Annotated in this window: 11 protein-coding genes and 1 pseudogene; 3 read left to right on the forward strand and 9 right to left on the reverse strand. The window is 58.0% G+C overall.

Going from position 1 to position 13,864, the window contains the following annotated elements:
- The 9 genes and pseudogenes from AC0L20_RS38835 to AC0L20_RS38875 all read right to left on the reverse strand — a co-directional run.
- Positions 1–189: pseudogene (locus AC0L20_RS38835) on the reverse strand (chitooligosaccharide deacetylase NodB); the annotation flags it as partial.
- Between the two features lie 1,047 nt (positions 190–1,236).
- Entirely contained in the window at positions 1,237–1,581 is a 345-nt protein-coding gene (locus tag AC0L20_RS38840; protein WP_473295503.1) for a hypothetical protein, read from the reverse strand.
- A 632-nt stretch (positions 1,582–2,213) separates the two neighbouring features.
- Positions 2,214–2,516, reverse strand: coding sequence for a hypothetical protein (locus AC0L20_RS38845; RefSeq protein ID WP_473295504.1), 303 nt, complete (start codon positions 2,514–2,516; stop codon positions 2,214–2,216).
- A gap of 309 nt (positions 2,517–2,825) precedes the next feature.
- Positions 2,826–3,854, reverse strand: a complete 1,029-nt coding sequence (locus tag AC0L20_RS38850) for an LLM class flavin-dependent oxidoreductase (protein ID WP_473295505.1) — start codon at positions 3,852–3,854, stop codon at positions 2,826–2,828.
- A 214-nt stretch (positions 3,855–4,068) separates the two neighbouring features.
- Positions 4,069–5,145 carry a histidinol-phosphate transaminase gene (hisC, locus tag AC0L20_RS38855; RefSeq protein WP_473295512.1) on the reverse strand — a complete coding sequence of 359 codons (1,077 nt, stop codon included), beginning with the start codon at positions 5,143–5,145 and terminating at the stop codon, positions 4,069–4,071.
- A 674-nt stretch (positions 5,146–5,819) separates the two neighbouring features.
- Entirely contained in the window at positions 5,820–6,932 is a 1,113-nt protein-coding gene (locus AC0L20_RS38860; RefSeq protein WP_473295506.1) for a branched-chain amino acid ABC transporter substrate-binding protein, read from the reverse strand.
- 650 nt (positions 6,933–7,582) lie between these two features.
- Positions 7,583–8,302 (reverse strand): MerR family transcriptional regulator, encoded by a 720-nt coding sequence (locus tag AC0L20_RS38865; protein WP_473295507.1) that lies wholly within the window; start codon positions 8,300–8,302, stop codon positions 7,583–7,585.
- A gap of 115 nt (positions 8,303–8,417) precedes the next feature.
- Positions 8,418–8,621, reverse strand: coding sequence for a hypothetical protein (locus AC0L20_RS38870; protein WP_473295508.1), 204 nt, complete (start codon positions 8,619–8,621; stop codon positions 8,418–8,420).
- Between the two features lie 2,281 nt (positions 8,622–10,902).
- Positions 10,903–11,847, reverse strand: a complete 945-nt coding sequence (locus tag AC0L20_RS38875) for a LysR family transcriptional regulator (protein ID WP_085348245.1) — start codon at positions 11,845–11,847, stop codon at positions 10,903–10,905.
- Between the two features lie 465 nt (positions 11,848–12,312).
- On the opposite strand from AC0L20_RS38875, the gene AC0L20_RS38880 reads away from it, so the two are divergent.
- From AC0L20_RS38880 to nodB, 3 genes are all read left to right on the forward strand, one after another.
- A complete protein-coding gene (locus AC0L20_RS38880) occupies positions 12,313–12,711 on the forward strand; it encodes a response regulator transcription factor (RefSeq protein ID WP_473295509.1) in 399 nt (132 codons plus the stop codon).
- On the forward strand, positions 12,708–13,340 hold the full coding sequence (locus tag AC0L20_RS38885) for a NodA family N-acyltransferase (protein WP_473295510.1): 633 nt from the start codon (positions 12,708–12,710) through the stop codon (positions 13,338–13,340). The genes AC0L20_RS38880 and AC0L20_RS38885 overlap by 4 nt, the downstream gene beginning before the upstream one ends.
- Positions 13,337–13,864: chitooligosaccharide deacetylase NodB (gene nodB / locus AC0L20_RS38890; RefSeq protein ID WP_473295511.1), on the forward strand; the 528-nt coding region annotated here is incomplete at its 3' end. The genes AC0L20_RS38885 and nodB, both read left to right, overlap by 4 nt.

Raw genomic sequence — 13,864 nt, forward strand, 5'->3', positions numbered from 1 at the left:
TCCGTCGTGCAGGAGCACGATTGCGCCCGGCTTGACCGAGGCCAGCACCGCGGCAACAATCGCCTCGACGCCGGGACGCGACCAGTCTTGCGGGTCGACTGACCAGTGCAGGGCTGCCAGTTCGGCCTTCGCCGATGCGGCGAGGACCTCCTTTGTCCATATCCCATACGGCGCACGAATGTGCCGTGGCCACGAGCCCGCATCAAAGAGACTCCAGTTGCTTGTTGACTCGCGAAGCACTCACGATTGACGCGACGACAGACCGGCGCGCGTTAGGCGCAGCCATCCGGGATCAGGCTGCCAGAGCACTGCACCCAACGGCGCTAGATCGCCTAAGGCTGGCTAGAGAGTTGAAGGCCAGCTGCCCAAGGTGTCTCATGGCTGATGCTGGAGCCAAATAGACGCGTGCAAGCAGCTCGCGCCAGCTAGTGGGTCCGCTGCTGACGCAATGAGACGTGTCGCACTGCGCCGCCCTTGTCCGGTAGCGAGACCAAGACTTGCCTCTATCTAGACGCAAAGGAGTGATCATGTGCTGATGCTTGCTCGTCATCCGCACATTGCGTTGAAGATCGCGAATATGCCGTCACGCGCCTTATCCTGAATCATCCTTGCTATAGCCGGCGGCTAGCTATGTGGATTCGGACAATATTGGTAAAATCCGTTGTTTTGATGGGAGTTATCCATGGCGCGGATGGGCCAAGAGGGATTCATTAACGTCGGCTCGGTGAGCCGATCCTCTTGATCCAATTGATCAGGCGCATACCGAAGAATGGCTCAACATGCGACCTTCGGTTCGGTGAAGGTCATCGCCAAGCATCAAAGCCATCGCGCGCAAACGCGAATGGTGATGCTTGAGCTAAATTAACTCAAGCACTGCTTCTCACGAACAGAGTCGATCCCACGCCACTGCCCGTTGCCGACGAGCGGCCGGTCCTTTCGATGAAGAAGCTAGAGAGCTGAGCGGATTCGCATATCGGCTCGACGCAGAGGACGTTAAAGTGGCCAGACAGAGCCTGCCTCCGGCTGCTTGAAACACACCCGAGCCTGGAAGCATTGTGGCAGGTCCCAACCAACCCTGCCGGCCGCCAGGAGACAGATTCGATTCATCAACTAGCGAGGCGCTGTCGCTCTATTCCAACTGCTTCATAGCTCCTCAGGAGCTCAATCGAAGCGTCGCGAAGATCGAGCCGTGCACAGCCAAGTGTCGCGGCAGGCGCTCGGTGGAACGGGCATGCATCAATGCATGTTTCGATTTGCGCCGCACATATCGACTCGGCCAAGAGGATCTTGAGTGCGACGCGGTTCGCTGGTCATGAACATTTTCATGGCCAAATCGAGCGACCTGTATGCTCGGTCGCGACCCGCCTGCGGCAAATCAGGGGTCGCGTCGATCGCGGCGCGCGCGTCGCTCATAATCTTATCTTTTGCGGCAAGAAGTTTCGCGTCTAACATGACATGAAGCATCTCTCTAACGTCAGGTAAGATCGAGCTGTCGCCATCGATCAACTCTCGAAACTTCCAAAACATACGCTCGACTGCTACCATCGACCCGAGAACTGACATCAGTATTGGCGACATCATTGACCATCTCCTTCTCCAGCCAGATTCATGCGACCATCCCAGAAATTAGATATGTCCCGTGTGACACCGGCGCGCGAGGCTGCCCCGAAACAGGCGAATGACTGGGATACAACTTCTCTGCCGCGCCCCCGAGGGCGTGAGACACAGGCTGCTCAGGGGAGCTCGCAAAGCCAGCGATTTGCGAGCAAGGTATTTATCTTTCCTGTGCTCCGGGCCGTAACCGGGCGCGTGCGGTGGCTCACATCCAAAACCGGCATGGAGGGTGGTTCTGTTTGCCACCATCCCGCCAGCGGCATCGGAGTTGGGCTTCTCCTGCCAGGCGTTTATGCTTCTCCGCTTGTTCACTGGGATCGCTCTGTTAACCAGGCGAAATTGACTGAGTAAACAGGGTCACGCAAAGGTGGTCATTCTATCTCCCGCCGCTCGGCGCGCCCGCGCGCTTGTGATTGCATGAGTGCATCGAGATCCAGCCTCCCGATCTGGCGCGATGGTGTGTCGGTCGCGCGCTACCTTGAGCTCGATCGATTGTTGCCTCTCCATCGGCTGCTTAAACGCACATGCCGTGTCCTTGTGCCGGATCCGTATCTCGGATTGATTCATCCGTCTCTCTTACTCTTCTCATAACTGCACGGCTATGCTGTGCAAACCGTGCATTTCACCCACCAGCGGCCACCGCGCTTCTCCGCGCGCAACTTGCCGCGGCGAATCCGAGAGAGCACAGCTTCGGGGCTTATGTGGTTCATCGCTGCGAACCGTTGAACAGTGAGGTAGTCCTTATGCAGAAGTGGAGAGGTGCTAATGCCGTGCGCAGCCAGCAGAATGCGCAGCGAAGCCAACTCCGCGAGCACGATCTCAAGTTTACGCGCGATCTCCTCCGTCTGGTCGGAGCGCTGCCGGGCCCGCGTCACGAGCGGCTCGCTCGGGCGATAAGCCACACCTTGAATTCGTGTCGAACGCGATCGGCGAACTGGCGCGCTAAAGCGGGATCGGCGTGAGCTAACTCACCTGTCCAAGCGAGCCGCTGTTGGGGCAATGCCAACGTACGGAACAAGAGAGTCAAACCAGTTACTGCCGTTAAGCGTCCTGTCTGGTGATGGAGTTGAAAGGATCTCATGCGCGTCAAAGACACTTGAACCGTAAAAGTGGCCTGAACGATGCATCCAGCTGCGGGACTCATCGGCCTTGGTGTTGCCATTTGTTGCTAGGTCAAGAGCGAACCGATGGAATCGTAGTTGGGGTCACCATCAGTGCTGGGCCGCTATGAGCTCGGAGTGAATCGCGGTTGCTGTGTTGAGGCAGGCATCCAGTGACAGAGATCCGAAGGCGACCTGACAAAGGAGATAGTTGGCGCCTGCTTCTTCCACATGATCGAGAAGAGTTTGGCGCACCGAAGGGCGCGTGCCGACAACGCACAGTTCACTCTCAATTGCGGCATCCAATGTCAGGGGCAGGTTGGACGGAGGCGGGATGTCATTGAGCTCGTACAGGAACTTAAAGCTCTTGAGCCATCTTTCGTAGGCTGGCGCCGCGAGGGAGCGGGCGACTGCTTCAGAGCTGGCAATTACGACCATGCGGAGCAACGCGAGAAATGATGCTGCGCCGCTGGCAACACCCTTCGCCTCTCGATTAGCGCGATAGACATCGGTTATCTTGCGAACGGCAGAAGAGGGGCCCATGCACGCGAGATTGGCGCCAATTGTCGCAGCCCAGCGGGCTGAATCTGGCCGATTTGTTGCAATCCACGTCGGGGGACAAGGATGCTGGTGAGGTGAAAGCGTCAAAGGGACGTCGCTCAGCGCAAAATGCTGCCCTTCGTATGTGAGCGGACCGCCATTCATCGCGCCAACGAAGATTTGAGAAGCTTCCTCGTAACGGCTCGAGGCGACATCGGCTCCGACGCCAAAATAGCTCAGTTCGATCGGCAGAGAGCCGCGACCAAGGCCGACCTCGACCCTGCCGCCGCTCAGGTGATCCAACATGCAGATCTCCTCGAATGCACGCAGCGGGTGATAGAGGTTGAGCAGCATGACCAAAGGACCGACGCGAAGTCGCCGTGTGCGTTGTATGACGCTTGACAGAAACAAATTCGGCGACGGACCCAGTCCATGCGGAGTGCAATGATGCTCCGCCAGATGATAGGCATAGAAACCGAGCCGGTCGTAGGCCTCCGCTAGGGTAAGGCGATCAGCGTATTGCCGGGTGATATCGCGGCCGTCCTCGTCAAGATGATCAAAGATGCCGCAGGTCAGGTTTGAGGGAACAACGTTTGTCATTCAGTTATCTCCTATATAGATAGGACCGGAGTCCGCCGGGTTCGGGAGTGCAAGAGGCGCTCGCTTGCAGTGCGCTGTATTATTGCGAAGCCGTTCACGAAGGTCGTAATGCGGCGACTGGAGAACAACTGACCGAGGGCTGTCTCGCGAAGCTGCACATGTGTGGGTCCGGATCGATTACGACGGAGATCTGTGAGATGAGTGGAAGGGACCCCTAGCCACGACATCCCACTTTCCTAAGAACGCTGCCGACGGCCGCAAGAAACGCATCCATCTGACGCTTTGTACCGATGCTAACCCGAATGCACTCTTCCAGGCCGGCATCCGGAAAGAAGGCAACAAGGACTCTCTGGTCTTTCAACGCCGCCTGCCACCATCTGCCACCCTGGCCTACCGGCACACGGGCGAGGAGGAAGTTCGCGTGCGAAGGCGTTACGCAGAATCCAAATTCAGAGAGGGCGGCCGTTACGCGCTGGCGCTCAAGCCTGACGTGGCGATGGTTCTCCTCATAAGCGTCGCGATGCGCGAGGACGCTCATCCCCACGGCGTGAGCGACCACATTCATATTGAAGACATTCTGGATGTTGCGAAGTCTCCCGATCAGCTCGGGATGGCCGAAGCCGAATCCGACGCGGATGCCAGCGGCGGAATAACTCTTGGAAAATGTGCGCAGGACCACAAGATTCGAATGTTGCTCAACGAGGCGCAGGCCGTGCTCAGGTGCGAAATCGACGTAAGCTTCGTCCAGTACGATCAATCGGTCAGATCGTGAAACGAGGCGTTCGATCTCAGCGAGCGGAACAAACGATCCGGTCGGATTGTTCGGATTGGCCAGCAGAATGAACTTGGCATGTTTAGCCGAACCGAAAACCAGCTCGTCCATCGGCAAGCAGTCCGGTTCAGACCAGGGAATTTCAATGAAGCGGGCCCCTTGCAACATGGCAAGCTTGCGATTGAATGAAAAACCCGGCGACATCATTGCAACGTCGTCGCCCGGGGCAAGAAAGGCTCTGTAAATGAGGCTGAGCAGTTCAGACGATCCATTGCCAGCCATCACGCGATCAGTTGCAATGCCATAGGCAGCTGCGGCCGCTTGCCTCAAGCTGACATTGTCGTCTTCTGGATAGCGGTATTGCAGCTCGAGAGCTGCAATTGCGCTTCGCATCACGACGCCTGGCAAAGGAAAGGGGTTCTCGTTCGTGTTTAGTTTCACGCAATTGTTGTCGGTGGTGGGCCGCCCGGACGGTAGAGCATTCAATTCCCGAGCCACCGGCGAGAGCGCGGAAAGCATAGTCTGCAACTTTGCATCCAAAGTGGTGTCTCCCCTTTTGGTCGACGAGAGTAGTTGAGGGCGTTCGGCGAGCCTACGTGGGTGCGTGCGCTTTGTTCGGACCCGAGAAGCGCGAGGCTCGCGTGAATGTGAGTGTTGGGAGGCGGACTTGGCTCTAAGGGCCGTACCGGATCAGACTCCGTCTCAAGGTCCGAAAGCGATCAGCACGGATCAGGCGTCGCACGGCGTTTTCCGAGCCAATACCTGCTTCCAGGAAAGGGATGGAAGGCCACGTCCCTCGACCGAACACCGCAGCTAACGATTGGCTCGAACCCGCGCAATCGGCAGAGGGAACGCGCGTGACTGACATCGTTTCAAGACGTACGTTCGTTCTAAAGAGGCCCTGACAGCTCACTCCCGAGAGCGAGGCGCGCATCAATTCCAATAGCTGGAAGAAGGCACGGATATTCGTCGGCCTTCCGAATGTGGAAGTGATGCTCATTGCAGTGGCACCAGACGAATGGGAACGTACTCTTCGGGCGGCCCTGCGGGCGCGCACGACAGCTTTGATAGCATTGCTGCGAGGGTGAGAAATGCTGCGACTGCGGCGATTGCGAGGCACGTGAGCAGCGCGTAATCGATATATCGAGGATGGTTCATCATTCGAACGCTCCGTACGGTGTTGGCACGGGCGGTCAGTTCTGCTCGACCGCTTCGACGGAATTGTCGCGCCAGCGGTAAACGATGAAGCCAGGGGCGGCATTGTCTCCCTTGGAGTCGAATCTAACAGTGCCAATAGCCGTGTCGATTGACTCGGAGCGGAGGGCCGCAGCGACTCGCATAGCATCGAAGGTGCCGGCCCGTTTGACGGAGTCGGCCCATGCTTGAACCGCGGCATAAGCGTAGAGCGTGTAACCTGCGGCGGTTAGGCTCGAACCCTTGAGCTTGGCGACCGCAGCTGCGCCTGCAGCATTCTTCGTCGGGTCCGGCATAAAGGTAAAGAGCGTGCCGTTCGCGGCCTCGCCGGCAATGGCCAAAAAGTCGGTTGTCATCAGCGGATCGTTGGCGATCACGGTCAGACGCGCGCCCGCCTCCGCGGCTTGACGCACGATCAGGCCGATCTCGTTGTAATAGCCGCCAATATAGACGAGCTGGATTCCCTCTCTCTTCAGTCGCGAAACGAGAGCGGTGTAATCCTTCTCGCCTGCAACATAGCTTTGTCGAACGGGATGCTCTCCGGCTGCACGAAGGCGCGATTCTACGATATCGGCGATACCCCTGCCTGCTGTGCTCTTGTCGTCGAGGACTGCGAGCTTTGCACCTTGGTGATGCCGCGCGATGTATTCGGCGGCAACTCTGCCTTGCTGGTCATCGCGGCCGCATATCCGAAACAGGGTCGTTAGGCCACGCTCTGTCAGACGGGGATTGGTGGACCCAGGTGAAATCTGAATTACCTCGGCTTCGGCGTATATGTCTGAAGCCGGAATCGACGAAGATGAACAGAAGTGACCAACGACGAGCCTGATCCCGTCACTTGTCAGGCGATTGGCAACAGCGACAGCCTGCTTGGGATCGCATGCGTCGTCGGCGATTCTCAATATGAGCCTTGTGTCAGGCAGCAGACCCGAAGCATTTATCGAATCCACAGCTGCGGCCGCTCCATCGCGTATCTGCGCGCCGAGCGCCGCAGTGCTTCCCGTCATCGGACCCGCTATGGCAATGTAAACATCTTTGGCCCTGGCGCTCGAGCTCAGGGCCACGGAAAGGAGCGCAGCAGCTGCAAGCCTGTGAATGCGAAGGATCGACATGTAGGGCTCCCGATGTCTCGCGCTACGACTTGGTCTGCTTCGCCATCCTGGTATGACGGCGACCAACAATCCGGCGCAATGATGTTTGAGTCGAACTCAGGTTGGGTACGGATGGGCTCAGGTTGTTGCCAGGTTGGGCATAAGCATCGGGCGGACACGGACGAATGGACGTTCCGAAACTAGTCAGGAGAAGCGGTCTAAGGCTGACAGCCCCAATATCGAACATCCCGCCGATCCCGGTACTCGGGCCAATCTTCCGTGCTCGACAGACGTGTGCCGAGGAGACGCTTGGACGGCGCGGGACGATCATTGAGCGACGGGTTCTCGTGGAGAACTCTCACCGAGAACGTCCGTAAGTGGTGCCGGTCATCGGAGTCTCCCTTAATTTAGCCGACGCTCTGTCCGTCGCCCCGCTGCTGCGTCGATGCGTTTAGAAGGTACAATGTGACGCTACGTACGAATCAAGTACTTTGAAGCGTGCTCGTCGAGGTTGATTGCCAAAGATCCGCAGAGCGAAACACCAAATAGTGGGACAACGCAGCTTTGGAGGCGAACTGCTAGGGACCAAACGATCCTGGCTCAGACAAGGATCACCATGAGCTCATTGGGTTTGGCGACATTCCAGTGGGAGGGCGTCGCAACGGGTGCGCTCAATTCTTTCCCAGCTGGTCCTCCAGCGCAGCGAGGGCGAGATCGAGGTATCGCATGAGGCTCGCATCCCAGCCGGCGAGATTGTGTGGTTCGGTCAATCGCGTCAGCACCTTAAGTATCATCGAGACAGTCGAATCAACTCCTGCGATCTCAGTCAGCAGCGAACGGGCCTGACGCGCGATTGCATTTGCCCGCTCGCAGCACGGAGGCTCACCCTGGTCCATGCAGCTTCGCAGCTCGTCCCGAATCTTTCGCCACCGATCTTCGCGGCTAGCGTTAGAGGCGCACGTGCAGATGGCAGAGGGGGTACGCTCCTCAATCCGCGACATGGCATCTAGCGTCGCTGGCAGCTCGTCGACACTGACTTCTGTCTCACCTTGCGTCGTCATAGTGCGCAATCGATCCCGTAATAGTGTCGCGCGCGCGACTTGAAGCTCAATCCGCTCCAGATGGTTTCGCAACAGGTCCGTGAGAGATGTCCGCCCCTCGATCGCCTTGCGGATCTCAGGAAGCGAGAAGCCGAGCTCACGTAGAGCGCGAATCTGGGAGACGCGTTGTAGGCTTTCCCGATCGTACATGCGGTGACCGCCACAGGTACGTTCCGACACCGTCAATAACCCGGTATGTTCGTAATGATGCAGAGTGCGTACGGTTACACCGGTCGCCTCTGCAAGTTCTCCAATGCGCCATCGGCGCCGTCGTGGTATCGCGTTTGTCATGATCCTCAATTTGCAAGCCTACAACCTGACGTCACGTGAGAATCAAGTTATTTCAATGATCTAGATGATGCGTCTCTTGCTGCAGGCCCCAGAAGGTTAGAGTGCATGCCGGTGCTCAAGCGGCCGAGGCAAGTGCAAGCATCAAGTACGCGAGCGACGCCAATTCGTCCCTCGCTGCGCGTTGCATCACCAGTCTGGCGATCGCCACGCGATTCTCGCTGGTTCGCATGCATGACGGTAAAGACGCGATCGCTTGATCGAACAGCCTTCCCAAGCTCGCGAGATCATCCGGATCGTAAACTCCGCTCGGCGTTTCCAACAGAAACCTCCTTTGGTGATTGCACCCGCGCCGCACGTGACGAAGCCGTTTGGCCGTGGTGGGGCAAAAAGGAGACGGAGCGGCGACGTGCGTGAAAGAATGTGACAGGTGCGTCCACGTGATGCCGTTGTGCAACATGGCGTTTGCTTCCTCTGCCCGACAGTGCGCTAACCCAAAGTGTGCAATGTCTCCTTATCCTGCAGCAGCGGTGGCTATTCTGCTGCCTGATCATCAGGAAAGCGAAAGCATGTGCGTGACAGCCCGCTGAGACACGGCCTCCCGAAACGGCGAACCCAGACACAGCACTGGCCTCATCGGATGGCTCTCTTTCAGTCGCAATCCTTGCCGTGACGTCTATCACCTCGGCGCGCGGTGCGGTTGATTGGGTTGATCATCGCGGATCAGTCGCACCACCAGTCGTAGCGCGGTGGCGGGCTTGGCGCCTAACAGCTTTTTCGATCGTCCGCTAGTCCTGTTGTGGCACTGTGGGCTCAAAGGCGTTGCTCGCGTGATCGCTGCCCAGGTTTTGAGTGCCGGAAGATGACGGCTGCTCTTCTACGGCGCAGGTCCGCCGCCGTGAACGTCGGGAGTATGACGGAAGGCGAGCTCAAGACCATTCCTGAAGGCATCATCTCAACGCAGGTGCACCTAAAGCGTCTGGCAAAACGTTGCTCGGAATTAAGGACCGGGTCTCGAACGATCGTGCCATATCCGTTGCATGTGGCGGCACTCAAACGCGTCTAGGGCCGCCCCAGGCGCCACGCGCTCGCGCAAACACCTGACATAACTCGTGCAGCAATAACTTGCATGTTTAGGCGTGCGTCGGATCAGTGTCGCGGAGCGCGTACATCGGACGGCGTCGGGAGATGCAATGCACTCGAAGTGCAGGGATCCGTAGCGGCTTTGCCTCTGTACAATCACTTGGCGAACCGCTGGCCGCCTCGCTATACGGGTCCGCAATAGCAAGAGACGATGCTACAGTGTGGTTGAGAGCTTGATGCACGTCTTAAGGCCATGCTCAAGTCGAAGCTACTCCAAAATCTGGGGGGCCACTGCCTGGCGGAGTCGCAGCAAATATCCCATCGAAAACAAGGCTCGAGCGCGATCTGTCACGGTATTGGCTTGCTCGTGCGACCGCTCACACCTCAATTCCAGCCTCTAACAGTATCGCTTTGGCATGCGCGCTGGACATAGATGCTTCGGGTAAGATAGGCAAATCATCTTGCCGCAGCAAAGGAGCCCTTCGGGGTCAGCGGTGCGAGGCAGCAGCTCGAGATGGACGGCGGTGGCGCGGTGTGAGTCATGCCGCGATCTTTCGAAAAACACGATTGTTGCGACGTCGGAAAGAAGGACCCCGCGCCGATGATCCGATTTGGCTCGGGTGAACATGTCGGCCGAAATGATCGAAAGCTGGAGGAGGAGCAGGCTTGGCGAGTGGGAGCGGCGAGCGCTTACGCGGCCGCACCTTGTCACAGTTGCGGTCCTCTCATCATGAACACTCCTCACCGCAACACGCGCGCACGGGAAAAGTGCCGCCAGCTGATGTCACTTGATTCCGGGTTGATCCTGCGGTCTGCAAGCTTGCAGTTGCACTCGATCACGCGGCATCGCGCGCATGGAGAGGAACATAAGCGCCGTCGAGAGAGGAAGTGTTCCGAATTTCCATTGTGACATTGTGCAAAGACACGCAGTCTTCCCCGCCCATCCGGTTTGCGCGAGCAGGCGGTTGGCTTTGGGGTGCGCGATCGTGGGCGGCGTTTGCGTTCAGCTTTCATGTTGATTCGACCGCAACGAGCAGGAAGCGCCTCTGCCGGTCATCAGCCATTTGTATCTAGTGGCGCGCTTCGGGACTAACTCCATCGCTGTTGAAGGCAATGAGATCCACCCTTCAGGCAAACAGCGATGCGGGTTCGCTACCAGATGAAGCCTGCAACTTCGATCGGAGGTGCTGGCCTTGAACCTGACGCGGCGTGCGATTCAAGCGAGTTTGGTGCTGAGGCCGAACATTCTTCGCCGGACAGGCCACATTTTTTTGCGTACTCTGAAGCTGGCGCATGCACCTGTGATGCGGTCCCGTCCGAATCAGCGGAAAGTCCTTAGCAAGCGAGCTGTGTGATGCGCGGGATCGTCACGGCACCGCGAGTCAATCGGCTGCGACCCGACCAAACTACGCTTAAGCGCGCTTTTTTTCACTATGCCAAACGTCAATCAGACGACCGGGGGCTTCGGGCCTGGCGTAAGTCCGGTTAGCGGGAGCAGGCCGCAACCGGCCCGAACAGTCCTAGGACGGGCCGTGACATTGGCTGATCTCGGACGGAGAGACCATCGTGGATGCCTGCTGCAAGAATATGTTGCGCAACCACATGCTTCCAGGATCAGTATTATGAGTGGCCGGCCATTGGACGGCCTCTGTGAATGTGAGAAGTCGCAGGGGAGGTTCGACAACCCGCAGCGGCATCGTCTGTGCGAAATGGCTGACCAATCTTGAGGGCATGCTGGCTATACGGTTGGTGCCCAATAACATAGGCGGAATCATGCCAAAACCCTGCACCGCGACCTCGGTGCGTATCTTGAAACCATGCTCGAGCAAGAGCCATTCGTGGAAGGAGGGCCTCAGGGAGCGTCCGAACTGGGCTTCCACGTGCCCGATCGAGATGTATTTCTCAAACGTGAGACGCGAAGCGAGCTGCTTGTTCATGGGGCAGCCCACGCAGACGAAAGTGTCCTCGAACAGAGCCGCCTTCGGATGCGCGCTCGACATGAACATCTGCGGATACATGAGAAAATCGACTTCACCGCGCCGGAGAAGCTCATCGGGTTCCTCTGCGGGCGGCAGCAACTCGAAACTGATTGTTGGTGCCTCCCGCGCGACGCGGTCCACGACTCCTCGAAGAAACACGACAGTCATGAAGTCGGACAGGATGATCCTGAATCGCCGATTCGATTGAGACGGATCGAAGCCGTCTGGAGAAATAATGGAGTGCTGAATGTGAGCGAGAGCCTCGCGAATTGGGGCTGCGAGCGCTTCAGCCCGCGGCGTTGGGACAAGCTTCCGTCCTTTCATGGTGAATAGCTCATCGCGAAAGTAAGTGCGAAGCCGCGCGACGGCGGCACTCATGGCAGGTTGACTGAGGTTGATGCTTCTTGCCGCCGTAGTGAGATTGCCTTGCGTCACCAGGGCGTCGAACGCGACGAGGAGATTCAGATCAAGGCCCTTGAAACGCATAATCCGGAGCGATCCACGCTGTGAATGTGTTCTATCGATATAATCGATTTTACCATTTGTACCGAATGAGGATAGCAAACGATAGTTTAGCGAGATGTCAGATCCATCAGAATGGTTACAAACCGTTGCGCGTCTCAGCCCAGCGCTAGGTATCAATCAAGACGTCTCGATCGAGCGGTCGCAGTTTCGCGCGTGTTGCGCAAGCCATATCGCCGTGAGCTAGCACGATCGGAATCCGCAAAATTGCGTGGGCGTATACGACGAGCAAACCATCGTATGGCTTCGCCAACCCATTCTATATCCACCGTGTACCGCCGTAGAATTGAGCGAACCCTCAACCAGGCCGTAGATTGCTGTCCGGTCGCACCCCTCCGGTTGCGGGTGCCAAATGTGCCTTGGTCGCATCCGATTGGATTGCGTCCTTGCGACGGTGAAATCGTGCGGAACATGCAAGCGAAGGCGTCCTTGGCGAGTCTGATGCGAGTTGCGCACACGCTCGACGTCGTCTGCATTGTGAATGCAGATCGATCAGTGCGTGAAGCTCTCACAGACATGGTGTTTTCCGCCCATTACGTGCCCGAACCATTCGAAAGCGCAGAGGCTTTCTTGAAATCAGCCCGCCGTTCGGTCACGTCGTGCGTGATCGCGGACATGCAGTCGAGCGCGATGAGTGGCCTTGAGCTCTTCGATCATCTGGTTGCATCCGGAGCCGCGATTCCCACCGTTCTGCTCACAGACCACTCCGAAGACGATGAGAGGCGAGGCCTGCAAGCTGGACTCCGGCTCCTGAGCAAGCCTTTCGAAGGTAGCGAACTGCTGGCCTGCGTCAGGAGCCAGATAACGAACAGGAATGTCGCCCTATGAACATGATCGCGCCCGAATCCACACGAGGTGCTTCGGCGCGCCCTCCAGTACGTTGGAGGTTGTGCTGGGAGAATGACCTTCAACTTGCTGACCATATTGAATTATCCGACTTCTTCCGGAAGACCTATGGTCCGACCGGGGAATTCAATGCAAAGCCGTTTGAAGGTCATCGAAGCTGGGCCGGTGCAAGGCCGGAGATTCGGGCAATCGGCTACGATGATCGTGGTATTGCGATTCACATCGCCGCACTGCGCCGCTTCATAAAAGTTGGCGAGACCGATCTGCTCGTGGCTGAACTCGGATTGTACGGGGTGCGCCCGGATCTGGAGGGGCTCGGAATCACCCACTCCATCCGTGTGATGTATCCTGTATTGCGAGATCTTGGTGTGCCGTTCGGCTTTGGCACGGTCCGATCTGCCCTGCAGAAACATATTACCAGGCTGCTCGGGCGACAGGGATTGGCGACTATTCTGCCAGGGCTCCGCGTCCGGTCCGCTCGTCCGGACATCTACCTCACTGTGCCTCCGACGCGCGTAGAGGACGTGGTCGGCCTCGTTCTGCCGATTGCGAGACCTATGAGCGAATGGCCGGCCGGTGAGATGATCGAACGGAACGGGCCAGAACTATGAGGTCCACAAACGACTTGACTGAAGCGCGGAGCGACTACGCCGAGGCCGGCGGAGAGCCCTGCGTCTATCTGAGCTTTGATGATGGTCCCAACCCGCTTTGCACGCCGGCTATCCTGGATGTGCTGACGCAGCATCGGACGCCCGCGACCTTCTGCGTGATCGGTGCATACGCGGCGGGCCAGCCGCAGCTGATCCAGCGCATGATCGCAGAAGGGCACGAGGTCGCAAACCACACAATGACGCACCCGGAATTGGCCAAATGCATGCGGGATGAGGTGGAATACGAGATCCTCACGACGAATAAGGTCATCGGAATGGCCTGCCCCGGAGCCTCTGTGCGGCACATACGTGCGCCGTACGGGATCTGGAGCAAGGAGGTCTTCGCCGCGTCGGCGAAGGCCGAGCTCGCAGCCCTGCACTGGTCAGTCGATCCGCAAGATTGGGCTCGTCCGGGCGTCGAGGCGATTGTTGCCGCAGTGTTGGCCTCGGTCAGGCCAGGCGCAATCGTGCTCCTGCACGACGGC

The organism is Bradyrhizobium sp. Kon58, from assembly GCF_055807455.1.